We start from the raw sequence: 20,000 nt of genomic DNA, 5'->3' as shown, positions 1-20,000 counted from the left end.
TACTCTTAATCAAATTTTGATTTTACCTCTACTTTTGGCCATGTATTATTAGTTACATCAATATCTGCCGTAAGTAATTTTGGGTCAATTTGAATACTTTTTATAGCCTTTTCTGTAGCATATACTTTTTTGGCAGTATCATTATTTTTTCTCCAAATTTGCGCTGGGTATTTAAATTCTTCCTTTGTTCCGTCTTCATACGTGATTTCAACAAGAATAGGCATAATCATTCCGCCTGGCTTATTAAACTCAACTTCATAAAAATATTTTGGAGCTTTTATATTTGCTTTTTCTTCTGCAGTAAAAGTCTCCGCTACATAATCTGACAATAACTTTACTTCATCAATTTTTAAAGCTTTTTTATCTGATTTTTTTAACTCTTGATTATCACCATCAATTAAATACACGAAAGGCCCTTTTTCAAAACCAAAACGTCCTTTTTTGATTTTAACATTTTTTAATTCAGCAGTTGCCGTTTCACTTACATAATATTGTTTTACCTCTTTAATTCCGATATCTACAAAATCTGTTGAGTAAAACCAGCCTCTAAAAAACCAATCTAAGTCGACTGCCGAAGCATCTTCCATTGTTCTAAAGAAATCTTCTGGTGTTGGGTGTTTAAACTTCCATCTGTTTGCGTATGTTTTAAAAGCATAATCAAACAGTTCTCTTCCCATAACTACTTCTCTTAAAATATTAAGCCCTGTAGCTGGTTTCCCGTATGCATTATTTCCAAATTGAATAATCGTTTCTGAATTAGACATAATTGGCTCTAAGAATTTCTGATCTCCGCTCATATAAGGAACTATATTCCTTGCAGGACCTCTTCTTGAAGGGAAATTTGGATCTAATTCTTGTTCTGCTAAATATTCTAAAAAAGAATTTAAACCTTCGTCCATCCAGCTCCATTGACGCTCATCTGAATTTACTATCATCGGAAAAAAGTTGTGTCCTACTTCGTGAATCACCACACCAATCATTCCGTTTTTCATCTCTTTGCTAGTAACTCCATTTTCATCTGGACGACCATAATTCCAACAAATCATAGGATATTCCATCCCTTGATCCTCTGCCGAAACTGAAACTGCTTTTGGATAAGGATAATCAAATGTGTGCGAAGAATAACTTTTTAAAGTATGCGCAACTACTCTTGTTGAAGTTTCCTCCCAAAGCGGATTTGCTTCTTTTGGATATACTGAAGCTGCCATTACTGTTCTATCTCCAAGTTTTACAGCCATTGCATCGTAAATGAACTTTCTTGAAGTTGCAATTCCAAAATCACGAACATTTTTAGCACTGAATTTCCATGTTTTTTTCTTCTCTGAAAACCCTTTTTCTGTTGCCTCTGCTTCTGCTTGTGTAACAATAATAACTGGTTTATCGTATGATTTTTGAGCTAACTCATATCTTTTTACTTGTTCTGGAGTAAAGACTTCACTTCTATTCATTAATTCTCCTGTAGCTTCCATTACGTGATCTGCAGGAACTGTAATATTTACATCAAAATTTCCAAAAGGCAAAGCAAATTCTCCTCCACCCCAAAATTGCATATTCTGCCAGCCTTCTACATCATTATAAACTGCCATTCTTGGATAGAATTGTGCGATTACATACAATCTGTTTCCATCTTTTTCGAACAATTCATACCCTGAACGTCCTCCATCTTGTCTGTAATTATTGATATTATACCACCACTTAATAGAAAATGAAATTTTTTCACCTGCCTTTAATGGCGTAGGCAAATTAATTCTCATCATCGTTTCATTAACAGTATATGACATTGGATTTCCCTTAGCATCTTTTACATAATCGATATTAAAACCTCGTTCTAATCCTTCTTTTAAGTATTTATTCGAAAAACCAGCCAATGGTAATGCTTGACTAATTTTGTCGCTTTCTGCCAATGTAGATTGTGTATTTTTTTTAGCTTGATTTTGGTCTAATTGCACCCATAAATATTCTAGATTATCTGGCGAATTATTAGAATAAGTGATCGTTTCTGAACCAGTTAATTTTGCTTTTTTATCATCTAATTCAACATCTATTTTATAATCGGCTTGTTGCTGATAATATGCTGGGCCTGGTGCCCCTGATGCTGTACGAAACATATTCGGAGTAGCCAACAAATCATACATTTGGCTAAATTTATTAGTATCGTACTTTCCTTGTTGCCTTACATTTGTGGTATTTTTTTCCTGAGCAAAAAGGATAGCAGGGAAAAATAATAAAAATGAAATTCTTCTCATAACTGGTTTTTGGAGTTTTGTCAAGCCGTGAAAATAGCAATTAAAAGAATATTCGTATCGATTTATTCGTATTTTAACAATTCTTTCCTTGAAGACTCCGTAAAAAGCACACTTTTCTTAGTTCCTAACACTGAAACATGCGTAATATTTTGCTGATCAGAATTCCAATCTACCAAAATTGTATTTGAAATTTCTAAGGTTTTAATTTTACTCACATCATTTATTCTGGAGTAACAAACTAAAACATCATTTGCTTCAACCTCTTTAGACAAAAACACAATTGGTCTTGACTGACCATTTACTTTAATGATAAAATTCTCAGCTAAGTATTTTTTCAGAAGAGCAAGATCTGCTTCTGTTTCTTTTCCTGTGCCAATATTAGTTTTCGTTTTGTATTTTTTCTCAACTCCATTATTTAAATCATCGATAAAAATTCGGGAGGTAATTTGTAGCATTTTTTTCTCAGGAGCATAATTTATTTGATAAACTCCAACATAAAACTTATGAAAAGAAAAAGCAGTACTCAATATAAACAACATAAAAAGAACAGGAATAATTATCCTTTTTCTCATTTATTTTGAGTCATTTAACTTTTTAAACTCTTTACTCTTGTTAACTAAGAAATCCATTAACTGAAATTGATCTTCTGGTCTTAAATATTCCTTAGAATGGGCATCATTAGAGCAGTATAATAGAAACAATTCAACTTCATCATCTTTAAGATTTAAATCTTTTGCAAAAAACTTAGGGCTAAAATGAAGTTTTACATATTCAGAAAAGGCTACATCACTAACATAATCTTCTTGAACATTATTTTTCTTCTTCAACAATTTAGAAACATCTTTAAATATTCGAACAAAATCAGTTCCATATTTTATAGTTTGATCAGAATACATTGCAGTATTTTTTGCCGTAGATTGTTTGTCATCTTCAAATTGCATGTCAACATATTGCTGAGATCCACCCTGAAAAGCTTTTACTTTTAAATCCTTTTGAATAACCACCTCTTTTAACTGATTATTTACCAAATCTAGCTTTACCATAAAAAGCACCTGAGCGCAATCTTTCTCTGTTAAAACAATCTTCTTAGATTGAAATGCTAAACCTGAAAACAACAAAGTATCTTTTGGCTTTGCCACAATATCAAACAGCCCATCAGCATTAATAAACGTTCTAACATTTGCATTAATATTCACCACATACCCATTCTCTATTGCAATAAAATCGTTTATTACCCGTCCATGCAATGGCTTTCTTACTAAAGATTGTGCAAAACTAAGTTGACATAATAAACCTAAAACGAGTATTCCTATTTTATTTTTCATTCGCTATAATTGTTAAATATTTCTGTGCAAGGCCTGTAATCAAAAACATGCAAACTGTTTTATTCTTTGCATTCAACGAATTTACAAACTCTGGATCATCTATGCAATAAAGTTGAAACCCTTTTATATGTTCTAGTGGAATCTTTAATCTTTCTGTATAATAATTCTCTTCGAAAAGGTATTCAATTTTTGAATACAAAATTTCTTTTTTTTCTACAGCTGCTTCTTTTTTCAGCATAGCTGTCCTTCCTGATATTTTATTCAAAAGACTTTCTGTAATGGATGACTTAGCCGTATATAGCTTCCGTTCTGCTGGAGTATATTTTTTCTGCCCGTATGGTATGATTCCCAAATTTTCGGCATTTATATTCGAAAACTCATTTATAACCACCTCTTTTAATTCAAAATTTTTAGCCGTCATCTTAATCAACAACAAATCCAATTTTAAATCATTGGCTGTAATTCGCTTTCGAAGTGGCTCTAGATTTACTGCCGAAAAAACCAATACATCTCCTTCTTTTACAACTATAGAAAACTGTCCTTTATTATCTGAAATTGTAGTCTCCTGAGTTGTATTATTAACAATTGTTATCGCTTCAACCGAACTCGAATCAGCTGTAACTTTACCCAAAATTTCTTTTGTGACAATAGTCTGCCCCAAACTTACTTGAAAGAATAAAGATAAAGTAAACAGAAATAAAATATTAATTATTTTCACAGGCTATTATTTCTTTGTATTTCACGGCAAGTTCTGCTAACAAAAACTCCGTTGTGGTTTTATTCTTTGTATTTAAAATCTTCGTAAAACTTTCATTCTCTACAGCAAAATATTCAAACCCTTTTACATAGTCTAAAGGAATACTTAAGTTTCGTACAAAATGATCTGTATTAAACATTTTTTCCAAAAGCTGCATAAAGATTTCTTTCTTCTCTATAGCAAGTTCTTTTTTGAGCATTTTTGACCTTCCTGAAAACATATTCAGTAAAGGATCCAAAGCCACAGATCCTCCTAAACCTACTTTAGTATCCAAATCTGTACCTGCTTTTAACTTACGCTCAGCAGGCGTATATGAACGTTGTCCTGCCGGAATTATCCCTAAAGCAACCGAATTAATATTATCATATCTTTTTATGACAACTTCCCGCAGTTGATTCATCCCTACCTCAATCTTTACAACAAAATTTGTCGAAGCAAAATCTTCATCTACCAAAACAATTCGTCGTTCTTTAAGCTGTACTGACGAAAAAATGAGCGTATCTCCTATTTGAGCTGATATTGAAAATGAACCATTAGAATTGGTAACCACCGAGGCTTCTGTTCTCACATTCACCACATAAATCCCCTCTAAATCCATTATATTAGCATCTACTCTCCCTTTCAAAACAGTAGGCACCTCAACTTGCGCCAAAAGATTGTTCGCAAGAAAAACAAAAAATATACATACCGCTTTGTTCATCAAATCATTATAAGGATAAGTTGTAAAAGTATCTTAATGTATTCCAAATTTAATACTAATGACTTGGTAAAAATATGTTAATTAAAGCTTTATTTTACAGCTTTAAAATCTACAATTTAATATCTTTAACTTAAATAAAAACAGTACAACACCTATGAAAAGTATCATCATTGCCAGCACGTCTACGCTACACGGAGGCAGCTATTTAGATTATTTATTACCCCAATTAGAAGTGCATTTTAAGAACTGCGAATCTATTCTTTTTATCCCTTTTGCAAGACCCGGAGGCATCTCGCACGAACAATATACCGATACGGTTTCTCAAGCATTCAAAAAAATAAATATTAGCGTAAAAGGAATTCACGAATTTGAAGATGCAACAGCAGCAATTAATAACGCACAAGGGATTTTTACTGGTGGCGGTAATACTTTTTTGCTAGTAACTCAGCTATACAAGAACAACATCATGACCACTCTTGCCGAAGCTGTTAAAAACGGAACACCTTATTTAGGAACAAGTGCTGGTAGTAATATTTGCGGTTTATCAATGCAAACCACTAATGATATGCCTATTATTTACCCTCCGAGCTTTCAAACCTTAGGATTAATTCCGTTTAACCTGAACCCTCATTACCTAGACCCAGATTCTCAATCTAAACATATGGGAGAAACACGCGAAACAAGAATAAAAGAATTTCATGCTTTTAATACACTACCTGTTTTAGGATTACGAGAAGGAAGCTGGCTGGATGTAAAAGGAGACAAAATCATTTTGAAAGGAAACTTGTCTGCTCGTCTTTTTAGACAAAATCAGGAACCTGAAGAATTAGAACCTCAAACAGATTTGAGTTATCTGCAATAAAAAAGCCGAAACAATTAAGTTTCGGCTTTTTAAGAGCGAAAGACGAGGCTCGAACTCGCGACAACCAGCTTGGAAGGCTGGAGCTCTACCAACTGAGCTACTTTCGCATTAACAGGCTGCAAAGATAAAAATTTATTTTAAATATCCAAAACAAATTTAATTAATTATCTAAACAATAATTCTTTTCAAAACGAAGTTAAAACGATTAAATTTTAACTCTTAGAGCGAAAGACGAGGCTCGAACTCGCGACAACCAGCTTGGAAGGCTGGAGCTCTACCAACTGAGCTACTTTCGCATTACTGTGGTGCAAATATAGATAATAAGTTAACTTGTAAACAAGTTTTTTTTATTAAAATTTCATAAAATTTTATTCAAATTCTATAATATATTTAAAACTAAAAAGTTATAATTTTACTTTTTTATAAAATACTATGTCAAACATACAAGAAATACCCGCCCAAGAAACATATTTGGTACGCAATCCAGTCCTAAGAAAAGGAAAACCTATAGAAAGTTGTCGCTTTGATGGCGATGATTTAGACACAACTCATCACTTTGGTCTATTTGAGGATAAAAGTTTAGTAGGAATTATTTCGTTATTCAAAAATTCTAACATTACATTTGCAGAAAATTTCCAATCTCAAATTAGAGGAATGGCAATTTTAGACGATTTCAGGAAGAAAGGATTCGGAGAAGCTTTGGTAAATTATTGTGAAGAATACTGCATTAACAACAATTCTGAGTTAATATGGTTTAACGCTAGAACCGAGGCTGTCGGTTTTTATGAAAAAATGGGCTATCAAAAAACGGGACCTGCTTTTGAAATAAAAGATGTTGGAGAACATCTACTAATGTTTAAAAAACTTAAATAAATGAATAAACTTTACTTTTTTATAGTATTATCAATTGTTGTCATTAGTTGCAAGAAAGAAGAAAAAGTAATTCCAGCAAAAAAAACGGAACCTCTTCCTGCAATTATTCAAACTGATGAACGAAAAATTCAGCTTGACACTGCATTGATTGGTTCTTTTAAAAGTGAAACTCTTCAAAAGTTTTATATCGCTTCAAAGAACGAAACTGTTTGGGGAAACCTAGAAAAAAGAACATTCATTATAGATGAATTAAAAAACTCAGAAACACTTGGTTTAGAGCCAAACGATTATAACATAACAAAATTAAAAGACTTCGAAAGCAGAATAAGCAAGCTAAACGACACTGATTTGGCGCTTTATGATGTTTTACTTACTTATAATTTTCAAAAATACTTAACGCATTTACATAAAGGGAAACTAAATCCAAAGAAACTATATAATGATTGGGATTTAAACGAAAAACCATTTGATGTAAATACTATCCTTATTAAAGCTTTTAATGATAATGATTTAGCCCTTACTATTGAGCAAAGCCAACCTAAAACATACACCTATAAGAACCTTTTAAAAACTCTTGCGTTGCTAAATGAGTTTCCAAATGACAATATAAATACAATCGACATCAAAGATAAAGTAGTTCTACACGATACTAACAACGCTATGATTACGGTAAAAAAACGACTTTTATATTGGAAAGATCTAACAGGGAGAGACAGCTTAACATCTATTTATGATGGCAAAACATTTGAAGCTATTAAAAAATTTCAAACACGTCATGGACTAGCAGCCGATGGTGTAATTGGTAGAGGAACCGTTAATGCTTTGAACTTTTCTAAAAACAAAAGAAAGCATCAAATTATTGCTAACATAGAGCGTTGGAAATGGTATGCAGATACTCTAGCTGAAAATTATTTTATAATAAACATTCCAGATTACAGCTTAAACGTTGTTGAGAACAAAGATACCACCGTAGTTCGAAAAATTGTTGTTGGAACTATTAGTCGAAAAACACCAATTCTAACTTCGACTCTTAAAACTGTAGTTCTCAACCCTACATGGACCGTTCCTCCAACCATTCTAAAAGAAGATGTTGTTCCTGCAATGAAGCGAAATCGAAATTATTTAAAGAATAAGAACATCACAATTTATGATAAAGATAATTCGGTAGTAGAACCGAATGATTGGAACGAAAACTCTCCAGGCAGGTACCGTTATGTACAAAGCCCCGGAAGTAGCAACTCTCTGGGATTAATGAAAATCTTATTCCCAAACAATCATAGTGTCTACTTACATGATACAAATCATCGTGGTTTATTTGGTAGAAGCAACCGCTCTTTAAGCTCTGGTTGTATTCGTGTCGAAAATCCGTTAGAATTAGCTGAACATATATTAGACTCTAATAATTGGTCAAAAGAAAAAATAGATTCTATCATTGTAACCAAAAAGACCACCAACGTTAGAATTGCTAGAAAATATGCAATATATCAATGGTATTGGACTGCTTGGAGCAAAGACAACTCTTTACAGTTTAGAGATGATATTTATAATCTAGATGCTGATTTATATGCTAAACTAAGAAATTAGCCTCTCCTCCATCGCAAAAGTTCTTGATGGATGATAGATATACAAACATGATTTATCTTTGATTGTTTCGATAATTGCATTTGTTAATTCTACCGGAATAGCTGGACAACCCAAGCTACGCCCTAGTCTCTTATTGCCTCTGATAAATGATTCAGAAACATAATCAGCTCCATGAATTACAACTGCTCTTTCTCGTGCATTATCATTAATTCCTCTTTCTAAACCATCTAAACGCAACGAAATTCCGTGCTTCCCTTTATAAACCTCAGCAGTTGCATAAAATCCAAGACTGCTTTTAAAAGATGAATTCGCATTTGAGAAATCCGAAGCAAATTCGTCTCCTGTGTTTTTTCCGTGAGCAACTAAAGATTGAAATAATATTGTATTAGTAGAAAGGTCAATAACCCAAAGACGCTTCATATTAGAAGACAAACTAAAATCAATCAGAGTCAAAAGATCCTTTTGTATAACTCCTTTTTCTTTTAATAGATAAAACCCTTTTAAAGCTTCTGTAAAACTTTTAATATCAGGTAAATCAAAATTATTTGTATTAAGCGTGCTATAAGCCGCCTTAACTCTTAAGTCTAAACTTGTAATTACTGTACTTGCAATGTTTTTCTTTTCAACTTTTTTAATTTCAGCATCAGTTTTTGTATCCGTGGTAAATGACAAAAACAGAAAAAGCAATGCGGGATAAATCTTATAAATCATTGAATATGTTTAGGTTATAATTTATTTCTGGGTTCGCAAATGTATAAAAAAATCATAGCTTTCAAAATTTTAAAAGGAAAACAAAGTGCTTTTTAATCATTTTTTAACGAATCTAACCTAATAATTATTGCATTCTCTTAATAAAATTATAAATAAAAGTGCTGAAAAACAGCAAAGTACAAACTAAACCTTGTCATTTAAACCAAATATATCGTCTTAAATCAATAAAATTAACTCATTTATTATCAATAAAATACACATTTAACAAGCTTACACAACAATCAAAAAAAGATAAAAAAAGAAGAATCATTTACTAAAAAACAACTCCCCCTAGTGTTACTATCTTAAAATTGTTTTTTTAACAAACATTCGTCATTTCACAAACTATGATACCATCAAAAAGAAAATCTAATCTGCATATATTTTAAAAAAAATAAGCTTCTATAATTAAATTATTATTTTTTGATACGGTTCCCTTTATAAAGCATAATTGTAACCAGGTCGTCCTTAAACGTTTTATAAATGGCTTATCTTTGTAGAAAATAAATTCTGATGAACAAAAAAGTAATCCTTATGATTTTAGATGGTTGGGGAAAATCTCCTGACCCTAAAGTATCCGCAATAGACAATGCAAATGTTCCATTTATAAATAGCCTTTACAAAAACTACCCAAGCGCACAACTTCGTACTGACGGTTTAAACGTAGGTTTACCTGAAGGCCAGATGGGAAATAGTGAAGTTGGTCATATGAACCTTGGTGCAGGAAGAATCGTTTACCAAGATTTAGCAAAAATCAACCTAGCAGTAGCTCACAATACTCTAGCCAAAGAGCAAGTACTTGTAGAAGCTTTTACTTACGCAAAAGAAAACAACAAAAAAGTACATTTTTTAGGATTAGTTTCTGACGGTGGTGTTCACTCACACACCTCTCACCTAAGAGGATTAATAGATGCTACACAAGAATATGGCTTAGACAAAGTATTTGTTCATGCCTTTACAGATGGTCGCGATGTAGACCCTAAATCTGGCGCAACTTACATTCAAGATTTAGAAAATCATATTGCAAATACTCCAGTAAAAATAGCGTCGGTTATAGGTCGCTATTACGCAATGGATCGTGACAAACGTTGGGAACGTGTAAAATTAGCTTACGATTTAATAGTAAACGGATTGGGTACACACTCAAAAGATGCTGTTGCTTCAATAAAAGAAAGCTACAAAAATGATATTACTGATGAGTTTATTGCTCCAATCGTTATGGTTGATGCAAATGACAAACCATTAGCAACTATTGAAGAAGACGATGTTGTTATTTTCTTCAACTTTAGAACCGATAGAGGTCGTGAACTAACTGAAGCGCTTTCGCAAGAAGATTTTCATGAGCAAAACATGCACAAACTAAACTTGTACTATGTTACGCTTACAAATTATGACGAAACGTATAAAAATGTAAAAGTTGTTTACAATAAAGACAACATCACAGAAACCTTAGGGGAAGTTTTAGAAAAAGCCAATAAAAAACAAATTCGTATTGCCGAAACTGAGAAGTATCCTCACGTGACCTTTTTCTTTTCTGGCGGAAGAGAAGTTCCTTTTGAAGGCGAAACTAGAATCTTAAGAAATTCTCCAAAAGTAGCGACTTATGACTTAAAACCAGAAATGAGTGCTTTTGAATTAAAAGATGCATTAGTTCCTGAATTAAATAAAGGTGAAGTAGATTTTGTATGCTTGAATTTTGCCAATGGAGACATGGTAGGACATACTGGAATCATGAGTGCTGCAATATTAGCCTGTGAAGCTGTTGATGCTTGCGTAAAAGAAGTTATTGAAGCTGCCTTAGCAAATGACTACACCACTATTGTAATTGCCGATCACGGAAATTGCGAAACCATGATTAATCCTGATGGGAGCCCAAATACAGCCCACACAACTAATCCTGTTCCAATTATTTTAGTTGACAAAGAATTAAAAACAATACATGATGGTGTCTTAGGCGATATCGCCCCTACTATTCTTGAATTAATGGGAATACCACAACCTGCGGCAATGACTTGTCACTCGTTGTTGTAAAATAATCTCAAACAAATAATTAAAAAACTGCTCTTAATCATAAGAGCAGTTTTTTTTTACATAAATTAAAGATAAATATTCGCATAATTGAAAGTAATACTATTACATTTGCATTATAAACAACTATTATGGAAATTATACTATCAAATTTAAAAATCCAAGTCAATGAAAAGATCTATGTAAAAGATCCTGAAACATCTGTATTAGGAAAAAAAATCATTGAACAAAGTATTCTTCTCATTGATACCATTGGTTTTGATAACTTTACATTTAAAAAATTAGGTCAAGAAATAGGCTCTAACGAAAGTTCTATCTATCGTTATTTTGAAAACAAACACAAATTATTAGTCTACCTATCTTCTTGGTATTGGAGCTGGATGGAATACAAGCTGGTCTTTAGCACTACTAACATTGTAGACAAGAAAGAAAAGCTCAATAAAGCCATAACCATTGTTACCGAAAAAATAACAGACGACACATCAACAGAACATATTAATGAGGCAATTTTAAATAAAATTATAATTGCAGAATTCACAAAAACACTTCATACCAAGGAAGTTGACCAAGAAAACAAAGAAGGCTTTTTCTTAATATACAAAAGAGTTATTAATCGAATTGTTGCTATTGTGAAGGAAGTTAACCCAGAATATCCCTTTGCAAAATCTTTAGTATCGACTATTGTCGAAGGAAGTTTACACCAACATTTCCTGACGGATCATTTAAAAACAATCACAGATTGCAATGAAACTGTTACCACTACCCAATTTTACTTAAACCTTGCAGAAAACGTTTTGCGCTAAAAAACAACAATTATGACTCCAATAAAACGATTTTATAATTTACTAGAGCTAGATAAAAAAGATATCTATCAAATTTTTTTCTATGCAATTTTTGCAGGATTAGTCAGCTTATCACTTCCGTTAGGTATTCAAGCAATCATAAATTTTATACAATCTGGTAGAGTAAGTGCTTCTTGGATTGTACTTATTATATTGGTTGTGATTGGTGTTGCTCTGGTAGGAATTTTATCTTTAATGCAATTACGTATTACCGAAAATTTACAACAAAAGATATTTGTTCGATTTTCATTTGAATTTGCTGCTCGACTACCAAAAATAAAATCAAACCAAATATATGGGCATTACCTTCCAGAATTAACAAATCGATTTTTTGATACACTAACCATTCAAAAAGGGACTTCAAAATTATTAATTGATTTCTCGGCAGCCTTGCTTCAAATTGTTTTTGGAATTATTTTGCTATCCCTATACCATCCTTATTTTATTGTTTTCGGAGTTCTTTTGCTTTTACTTTTATTCTTTATTTTTAAATTCTCTTACAATCCTGGTATAGAAACAAGTTTAAAAGAATCAAAAGCCAAATACAATGTTGTGAGTTGGTTACAGGAAATAGCACGCAATAGCTTTAGTTTTATCAACGAACTCAACCATGATTTTGCACTTCAAAAAAACGACACCTTAATCACTGATTACCTTACTTATCGTGAGAAACATTTTAGTGTTATTAAAAAACAATTCTCACAATTAATCATTTTTAAAATTATAATAAGTGCTGGTTTACTATCCATCGGAGGTTTTTTAGTACTGAGTCAGGAAATGAATATTGGTCAATTTGTAGCAGCCGAAATCATAATCTTACTTGTAATAAACTCTGTTGAAAAAATCATCTTAGGACTTCAGACTTTCTATGACGTTTTGAGTTCTGTTGAAAAAATAGGACAAATCACTGACTTAGAATTAGAAGAATATTCAGATTCAAAAAAAGACACTTATTATACTAACATAACATTAGAAACCGAGAACTTAAATTTTAAATTTCCAGATTCAGAAAGTTATATTTTAGAAAACATTAATATTAAAATAGAACAAGGCGAAAAAGTAGTAATTGATGGCCAGAACGGTTCCGGAAAGACAACACTCATTCGATTATTATCAGGCGTTCTAAAACAAAATTCTGGCTCCCTTTATATCAATGATGACACCTATAAAAAAATAGATTTAAAGCAATACCGCTCACAGATTAGTTACATCAATTACAATGAAACTCCATTTGAGGGAACTATTTTAGAAAACTTAACTTTTAATGACCCCACAATAAATTCAGAAGACCTGAAATGGGCTATTGAAGGGGTTCAACTTGGCTCATTCATCAAGCAATTACCAAAAGGGTTAGACACTCATATTTTTCCTGAAGGACAGCAGTTATCATCATCTAATGCTCAAAAATTACTCTTAGCAAGAAGCATTATCCATAAACCAAAAATCCTCTTTTATGAAGATCCAACTGATACTATGGATGATAAAGTTGCCAATGAGATTATCGATTTTATAACTTCTGACAAAAACAAATGGACCATTATTGTTTCCTCTAAGAACCCTTATTGGGAAACTAAATCTACTCGAAAATTAACGATGCAAAACGGTCACGTCATACTTGATCAAAAAAAATAAAAGTTATGCTAAATATTTCTGACAACAAAACGAAAATACAGCCTCTTGACAAGTATGAAACTGTAAAAAACCTAAGCAACAGACCTCATTATAAAATTTTAAACAAAATAATAATTGGGACTTCAATCTTTGGAATAATTGCTCTTTTCTTACCATGGACACAGAACATTTCTGGATCAGGAGCTGTAACAACGCTAAAGCCTAACCAAAGACCACAATCTATTCAGAGTGTTATTTCTGGTCGAATTGAAAAATGGTACGTACAAGAAGGTGATTTTGTAAAAAAGGGAGATACCATCATGTACATATCTGAGATAAAGGAAGACTACATGGATCCAAATTTAGTAGAGAACACCAAAAACCAAGTAAATGCAAAGAAGCACTCATTAGAATCATACGACTCAAAAGTAAACACTCTTTCTAAACAAATAGAGTTTATAGAAAACGAGAAAAACTTAAAATTAGAACAAGCAAAAAATAAAGTAAAACAATCTCTTTTTAAAATAAAAAGTGACAGCATTGACCTTATTGCAGTAAAAACTCAATTAAAAATTGCAAACACGCAATACAATCGTTCAGTACAACTAAACAAAGAAGGACTAAAACCGCTAACTGATGTTGAGGAAAAACGCTTGAAATTACAAGATGTTGATGCTAAAATTATAACTCAGGAAAACAAATACCTGACTAGTAAAAATGAATACATTAATTCTAAAGTTGAGATCAACAGGATTACTGCTGAATATTCTGAAAAAATAGCTAAAGCAAAAAGCGATCAATTTACAACTTTGAGTAATAAATTTGATACAGAAGCTCAGGTCAATAAATTAGAAAACCAGTACGTAAATTACAGTGTTCGAAATGGCATGTACTATATCAAAGCAGCTCAAAATGGATACATCAACAGAGCTTTGATGGCGGGTATAGGCGAAACCATAAAAGAAGGAACTCCAATTGTGACTATAATGCCATCTGAATATGATATTGCTGTTGAAACTTTTATAAACCCTATCGATTTGCCTTTAATGTCAAAAGGAGAAAAAGTACGCATCTGGTTTGATGGTTGGCCAACTATTGTATTTTCTGGATGGCCCGACATTTCTTATGGAACATTTGGAGGAAAAGTAGTAGCTATAGAAAATTTTATTAGCGAAAATGGTAAGTACAGAATACTTATTGCTCCAGATCCATCTGAGGCAAAATGGCCAAAACAACTTAGCATTGGCTCTGGTGCACAAACACTTGCTTTATTAGACACTGTCCCAATTTGGTTTGAGATATGGAGAACTCTCAACGGATTCCCTCCTAATTATTATAAAAGCGAGACAAAAAACACTAAAGAAAAAAAATAATGAAACCGATATATTTAGCCTTTCTATTTATTGGTTTTACCCTTTTTGGCCAAGAACCAATCTCAAAAGAATTCACTTATAATGAATTTCTCGGATATGTGAAAAAGTACCACCCTCTGGTTAAAAATGCTAATTTAGAACTAAGTAAAGCTCAAGCAAATTTAATGATGGCTCGAGGAGGTTTCGACCCAAAAATTGAAGTAGATTTCAGTAAAAAAGAATTTAAAGATAAAGAATACTACTCCATCTTAAACAGTAGTTTTAAAATTCCAACTTGGTATGGAATAGAATTAAAGGCAGGATTTGACAATAACGAAGGCGTTTATCTAAATCCCGAGAATACAACTCCAAATCAAGGACTAACCTCTTTTGGAATCAGTGTACCTATTGGGCAAGGATTGTTCATTAATCAAAGAATGGCCGATGTTCGAAAAGCCAAAATTCAAATAAAATTAAGCGAATCCGAAAGAAAACTTCAAGCCATTGCTATTTTATACGATGCTTCGATCGCTTATTTTAATTGGAAGAAGAATTTTGACGAGATGAAGCTGTACGAAACCTACAATAATAATGCTGAAATACGCTTAACAGCAATTAAGTCTTTAATAAGTCAAGGAGACAAACCTGCAATAGACAGTATAGAAGCAGGAATTAGTTTAAAAAACAGACAACTTAGCTTTGAAGATTCTAAATTAAAACTAACCAAATCCAAACTAGAACTATCTAATTTTCTTTGGCTAGAAAACAATATTCCTTTAGAAATTTCAGAAAATCTTATACCAGAAGCCACATTAGAAAACAGCTTGCAAGAGACTCTAAAAACCAATGATCTATTACAAAAAGACATTAGCTTAGATACTCATCCTAAGATAAGTGCTTTACAAAACAAAATAGACATTTTGAATGTAGAAAAAGATCTAAAACAAAATATGCTGCTGCCCAAAATAAATGTAGGCTACTCCTATTTATCTGAACCCAGCTATATAGATAATTATCGTTTTCAAGATTATAAAGTTGGAGTAGAATTTTATTTCCCTTTATTTTTAAGAAAAGAACGCGGGAGTTTGAAGTTAGCAAAATACAAACTTCAAGAAAATCAATTTGCTTTGGCTTTAGAAAAAGTACAGCTAACAAATAAGATAATTGCGCAAAAAACAGAAATCACTTCACTGTTGAAACAAAAGAAACTTGCCAAAGATTTAGTCGAAAACAATATTACAATGCTCCTCTCTGAAGAACGCTTATTTTCATTTGGAGAAAGCTCTTTGTTTTTAATTAATACTCGGGAAAATAATTTAGTAAGTGCTAAACTTGCAGCGATTGCTTTAGAAAACCGATTTTACATCTCAAATTCTGAGCTCTTTAAAATTATGGCAAACCCTGATTAAAACTAAACTTAAGAAAAAACAAAAAGAGACAATCCTTAAAACTTGTCTCTTTTTTATTAAAAGGAATCTAGGTAATAATGTGCTCTACAAAATAAATCAATAGTCCAACAAACCCTCCTACTACAGTTCCGTTAATGCGAATAAATTGAAGGTCTTTACCTATTTCTAATTCTAGTTTATTAGAAATCTCTTCCTTGTCCCAGCTCTTTACTGACGAAGCTATTAAGTCCCCTATCATCTGCTTATTTTTCAAAAGAATACCAAGCAAATCAATTTTTATAAAATCATTTATTTTACTTAACATAACTGGATCATTCTTTATGCTGATTCCAAAATTCTGAACCATACTAATGATTCTATTTTTTATTTTAGAATCGTTCTTTTTTTCTAAATCGGTAGTAATTGCATCCTTTATCTGACTCCATATTGCATTGACGTACTCTTTTACTTCGCTTTTATGAGCAAAATCGATAACTAAATCATTTACTTTTTGCTGCAACTCAGGCGAGCTATTTAATTCAGAAATAAAATCAAGAACGTATGCATTTATTTTTCTTCGAATAGAACTATCAGAATGTTTTGCTTCGTCAATGAACTCATAAAGTCCATTAAAAATACCATCTGCAATTTTTTTGTCTGCTACCCCTAATGTGTACCAAGGAGTTGATTTATTTACTTTTTCACGAATTACATCCCTATTATTCTGCAATTCTTCTGTAAGTATTTTGAGAACATTGGTGATTAATTGCTCCTGTTTTTCGCTTTTACTCAAAGACTCCAATCCAACTGCAATCCATTCTCCAAAATTTATTTCTCGCAATTTGGTTTCAAATTTGACCTGAATAAATTTCTGAACATCTTCATCAACAATTGTTTTTAAAATCCCTGGGATTACATCTTCAATAATTAAGGACGCAATCGTATTGGCATTATTTTTTTCAGAAAGCCAATGAGCTGCTTTTTCCGCAAAATTAAACTGTTCAATTTTTGCTTCTAATTTATCTTTAATCAAGAACTCGTCAGAAACAAAAGTGCCAAGATTCTGCCCAATAGCATCTTTATTATTAGGTATCAAAGCGGTATGCGGAATTGGCAATCCCAAAGGATGCCTGAATAACGCCACTATTGCAAACCAATCAGCAATTCCACCAACCATAGCTGCTTCACTAAAAGCTTTAAGCCAGCCTATTTTAAAATAAATTGCAATTAGAAAAAGAATAACAGCTACTCCCAATACTCCCAAAGCAAATCTTTTCATTTTGATCAAACCAGCTGCCTTGCTTTTACCCTCTTGGTTATTACTATTTTTCATGACATGAAGAATTAATTAATAAGCTAATTTATTCAATTGTTTCTACAAGTGATTTCATTTTAATAAGATAATTTTACAAACTTTCTATATATTTATAGATTACTATAGGACTAGAATTATGATTGATCCAATTAAATAGAAAAGCTATTTTAAAAAAACAATATAAAAATTGTACTTTTGCCATCTGAAAATCCGAAATTATGATTATTGTAAAATCACGTGAAGAAATAGAATTAATGCGCGAAAGTGCCTTAATCGTATCAAAAACATTAGGAATGATTGCTTCTGAGATAAAAGAAGGAGTTACCACATTATATCTTGATAAACTAGCCGAAGAATTCATTCGTGATCACGGTGCAGTACCTAGTTTTTTAGGTTTATACGACTTTCCAAACTCGTTATGTATGAGTCCAAACTCACAAGTTGTTCATGGTATTCCAAATAACACTCCTTTAAAAAGTGGTGATGTTATCTCGGTAGACTGTGGTGCATACAAAAACGGTTATCACGGAGATCATGCTTATAGTTTTGAAATAGGAGAAGTTGCTCCAGAAGTTAAAAAACTACTACAAGTTACTAAAGAGTCTTTATATGTGGGAATCCGTGAATTTAAAGCTGGGAACCGCGTAGAAGATGTTGGAAACGCAATACAAAAATACACTGAAGCACATGGATACGGAGTTGTTCGTGAATTAGTTGGTCATGGACTTGGGCAAAAAATGCACGAAGATCCAGAAATGCCTAATTATGGAAAAAAAGGCAGAGGTAAACTTTTTGTTGAAGGGATGGTTGTTGCTATTGAACCAATGATCAACCTTGGTACAAGAAATATAAAGCAACATAAAGATGGCTGGACAATTACAACCGCAGACGGAAAAGCAAGTGCCCATTTTGAGCATGATGTAGCTTTAATCGATGGTAAACCAGAAATCTTATCCACATTTGCTTACATCTATAAAGCATTAGGAATCGAGAGTAATGAAGAAGATGAGTTTAGAAAAGTGCCCTTGATATTGTAACACAAATTTCACTAATTAACACAAATTAAAATTTCAGAAAATCTAAAACAAAAACATAATAATGGATGATCTTTATTTAAAAGAAGAATCATATAAAATTATAGGTCTTTGCATGGAAGTTCATAAGATTCTTGGAAAAGGACATAGTGAAATTGTTTATGGTGATGCTTTGGAATATGAATTTAAGAAAAATAACATTTCTTACAATAGAGAATCAAAATTCAACATATCATATAAAGATGTTATTTTACCAAGTTATTACTTTGCTGATTTTGTAGTTTTTGACGAAATAATTTTAGAGTTAAAAGCAATACAAAGTCTTTCTAATAGTGAAATAAAACAAACATTAAATTACTTAGCTGCTTCAAAAAATAAATTAGGCTTATTAGTTAATTTTGGAGAAGATAGCCTTAAATATCGTAGAATAATACTTTAACCATTGAAATCCATGAAATTTACATTTCGCATTTTTTTTAATTTGTGTTAATTAGTGAAATTCGTGTTTAAAATTTATGAAAAAACTTTTCAAACTAGTTCTTAATACCATTCCACGTCCATTATTAATTCGATTGAGTTATGTGGCACGCCCAATTTTAGCTTTTACATTAAAAGGAGATAAATTTACTGATCCTATAGATGGTAAAAGTTTCAAAATGTTTTTACCGTATGGTTATGGAACACAACGTAACAATGTATTATCACCAAGTACTCTTTCTCTAGAAAGACATCGTTTGTTATGGTTGTATCTAAACGATCAAACCGATTTTTTTACAGCTCCAAAAAAAGTATTGCACTTTGCTCCGGAACAAGCTTTCTACAAACTATTCCGTAAACAGAAAAACCTAGATTACACTACAACTGATTTATTTTCGCCTTTGGCAGATGTAAAAGCAGATATCTGTAATCTACCTTTCAAGGATAACGAATATGATGTTATATTATGTAATCACGTTTTAGAACATATTCCAGATGACACCAAAGCCATGCAGGAATTATTTCGTGTTTTAAAACCAGGTGGAATGGCTGTTTTACAAATCCCACAAGATTTGTCAAGAGCAACCACTTTTGCAGATGACACAATAACTGATCAAAAAGAACGTGCTAAAATTTTCGGACAATACGACCATGTACGTATATACGGACGTGATTATTTTGACAAATTAAGAAGCATTGGTTTTATAGTTATTGAAGAAGATTACACCAACAGAATAACTCCAGAACTAGTCGAAAAATATTGTTTAGCCAAAGGCGAAATTATCCCACTTTGCTTTAAACAGGAAAACTAAACCGTTTTTCTCCATATAATTTCATCTAAAAAGTTTTCAAAATA

18 protein-coding genes and 2 tRNA genes are annotated in these 20,000 nt (G+C 32.0%); 11 read left to right on the top strand and 9 right to left on the bottom strand.

The annotated features are described in order from the left end of the window. Positions 1-5 precede the first annotated feature (5 nt). From LNQ49_RS16105 to LNQ49_RS16085, 5 genes are all read right to left on the bottom strand, one after another. Positions 6-2,246, bottom strand: a complete 2,241-nt coding sequence (locus LNQ49_RS16105; RefSeq protein WP_229990048.1) for a M1 family metallopeptidase — start codon at positions 2,244-2,246, stop codon at positions 6-8. 62 nt (positions 2,247-2,308) lie between these two features. Next, positions 2,309-2,818 carry a DUF6702 family protein gene (locus LNQ49_RS16100; protein WP_229990047.1) on the bottom strand — a complete coding sequence of 170 codons (510 nt, stop codon included), beginning with the start codon at positions 2,816-2,818 and terminating at the stop codon, positions 2,309-2,311. Continuing rightward, positions 2,819-3,571: a BamP family beta-barrel-assembly machinery protein gene (gene bamP / locus LNQ49_RS16095; protein ID WP_229990046.1), complete on the bottom strand. Its 753-nt coding sequence runs from the start codon at positions 3,569-3,571 to the stop codon at positions 2,819-2,821. It abuts the gene before it with no gap. Next, positions 3,561-4,289, bottom strand: coding sequence for a peptidase associated/transthyretin-like domain-containing protein (locus LNQ49_RS16090; protein WP_229990045.1), 729 nt, complete (start codon positions 4,287-4,289; stop codon positions 3,561-3,563). Before LNQ49_RS16090 ends, bamP begins: the two co-directional genes overlap by 11 nt. Further along, complete coding sequence (locus LNQ49_RS16085; protein WP_229990044.1) at positions 4,276-5,028, bottom strand: hypothetical protein; 753 nt, start codon at positions 5,026-5,028, stop codon at positions 4,276-4,278. Before LNQ49_RS16085 ends, LNQ49_RS16090 begins: the two co-directional genes overlap by 14 nt. Before the next feature lie 154 nt (positions 5,029-5,182). On the opposite strand from LNQ49_RS16085, the gene pepE reads away from it, so the two are divergent. Continuing rightward, the gene (gene pepE / locus LNQ49_RS16080) at positions 5,183-5,890 is read left to right on the top strand and encodes a dipeptidase PepE (RefSeq protein ID WP_229990043.1); all 708 of its coding nucleotides are present in this window, start codon (positions 5,183-5,185) and stop codon (positions 5,888-5,890) included. A 34-nt stretch (positions 5,891-5,924) separates the two neighbouring features. On the opposite strand, the gene LNQ49_RS16075 is transcribed toward pepE, so the two are convergent. Then, positions 5,925-5,997 (bottom strand) — tRNA-Gly (locus LNQ49_RS16075). A gap of 116 nt (positions 5,998-6,113) precedes the next feature. Then, positions 6,114-6,186: transfer RNA gene (locus tag LNQ49_RS16070), tRNA-Gly, on the bottom strand. A gap of 136 nt (positions 6,187-6,322) precedes the next feature. On the opposite strand from LNQ49_RS16070, the gene LNQ49_RS16065 reads away from it, so the two are divergent. Further along, entirely contained in the window at positions 6,323-6,763 is a 441-nt protein-coding gene (locus tag LNQ49_RS16065; protein WP_229990042.1) for a GNAT family N-acetyltransferase, read from the top strand. After that, positions 6,764-8,347, top strand: a complete 1,584-nt coding sequence (locus LNQ49_RS16060; protein WP_229990041.1) for a L,D-transpeptidase family protein — start codon at positions 6,764-6,766, stop codon at positions 8,345-8,347. Here the strand turns inward: LNQ49_RS16060 and LNQ49_RS16055 are convergent. Continuing rightward, a complete protein-coding gene (locus LNQ49_RS16055; protein WP_229990040.1) occupies positions 8,336-9,058 on the bottom strand; it encodes a murein L,D-transpeptidase catalytic domain family protein in 723 nt (240 codons plus the stop codon). The two genes, LNQ49_RS16060 and LNQ49_RS16055, sit on opposite strands and share 12 nt — an antisense overlap. A gap of 552 nt (positions 9,059-9,610) precedes the next feature. Here LNQ49_RS16055 and gpmI point away from each other — a divergent pair. From gpmI to LNQ49_RS16030, 5 genes are all read left to right on the top strand, one after another. Continuing rightward, positions 9,611-11,128 (top strand): 2,3-bisphosphoglycerate-independent phosphoglycerate mutase, encoded by a 1,518-nt coding sequence (gene gpmI, locus LNQ49_RS16050; protein WP_229990039.1) that lies wholly within the window; start codon positions 9,611-9,613, stop codon positions 11,126-11,128. A gap of 128 nt (positions 11,129-11,256) precedes the next feature. Next, a complete protein-coding gene (locus LNQ49_RS16045) occupies positions 11,257-11,928 on the top strand; it encodes a TetR/AcrR family transcriptional regulator (protein WP_229990038.1) in 672 nt (223 codons plus the stop codon). Between the two features lie 12 nt (positions 11,929-11,940). Beyond that, entirely contained in the window at positions 11,941-13,599 is a 1,659-nt protein-coding gene (locus tag LNQ49_RS16040) for a peptidase domain-containing ABC transporter (RefSeq protein WP_229990037.1), read from the top strand. A 5-nt stretch (positions 13,600-13,604) separates the two neighbouring features. After that, on the top strand, positions 13,605-14,951 hold the full coding sequence (locus tag LNQ49_RS16035; RefSeq protein ID WP_229990036.1) for an HlyD family secretion protein: 1,347 nt from the start codon (positions 13,605-13,607) through the stop codon (positions 14,949-14,951). Further along, complete coding sequence (locus tag LNQ49_RS16030) at positions 14,951-16,339, top strand: TolC family protein (protein ID WP_229990035.1); 1,389 nt, start codon at positions 14,951-14,953, stop codon at positions 16,337-16,339. The genes LNQ49_RS16035 and LNQ49_RS16030 overlap by 1 nt, the downstream gene beginning before the upstream one ends. 67 nt (positions 16,340-16,406) lie before the next feature. On the opposite strand, the gene LNQ49_RS16025 is transcribed toward LNQ49_RS16030, so the two are convergent. Continuing rightward, entirely contained in the window at positions 16,407-17,651 is a 1,245-nt protein-coding gene (locus LNQ49_RS16025) for a DUF445 domain-containing protein (RefSeq protein WP_229990034.1), read from the bottom strand. 200 nt (positions 17,652-17,851) lie between these two features. Between LNQ49_RS16025 and map the strand changes: the two genes are divergently transcribed. The 3 genes from map to LNQ49_RS16010 all read left to right on the top strand — a co-directional run bounded on the left by map (position 17,852) and on the right by LNQ49_RS16010 (position 19,956). Further along, positions 17,852-18,670, top strand: coding sequence for a type I methionyl aminopeptidase (map, locus tag LNQ49_RS16020; protein ID WP_229990033.1), 819 nt, complete (start codon positions 17,852-17,854; stop codon positions 18,668-18,670). 61 nt (positions 18,671-18,731) lie between these two features. Further along, complete coding sequence (locus LNQ49_RS16015; RefSeq protein ID WP_229990032.1) at positions 18,732-19,106, top strand: GxxExxY protein; 375 nt, start codon at positions 18,732-18,734, stop codon at positions 19,104-19,106. A 76-nt stretch (positions 19,107-19,182) separates the two neighbouring features. Further along, positions 19,183-19,956, top strand: coding sequence for a class I SAM-dependent methyltransferase (locus LNQ49_RS16010; protein WP_229990031.1), 774 nt, complete (start codon positions 19,183-19,185; stop codon positions 19,954-19,956). Positions 19,957-20,000: the final 44 nt, after the last annotated feature.

It is taken from the genome of Flavobacterium pisciphilum, assembly GCF_020905345.1.
Taxonomy (GTDB): domain Bacteria; phylum Bacteroidota; class Bacteroidia; order Flavobacteriales; family Flavobacteriaceae; genus Flavobacterium; species Flavobacterium pisciphilum.
The sequence above is the reverse complement of the archived record's forward strand: the minus strand, read 5'-3'. Positions and strand labels throughout refer to the sequence as shown.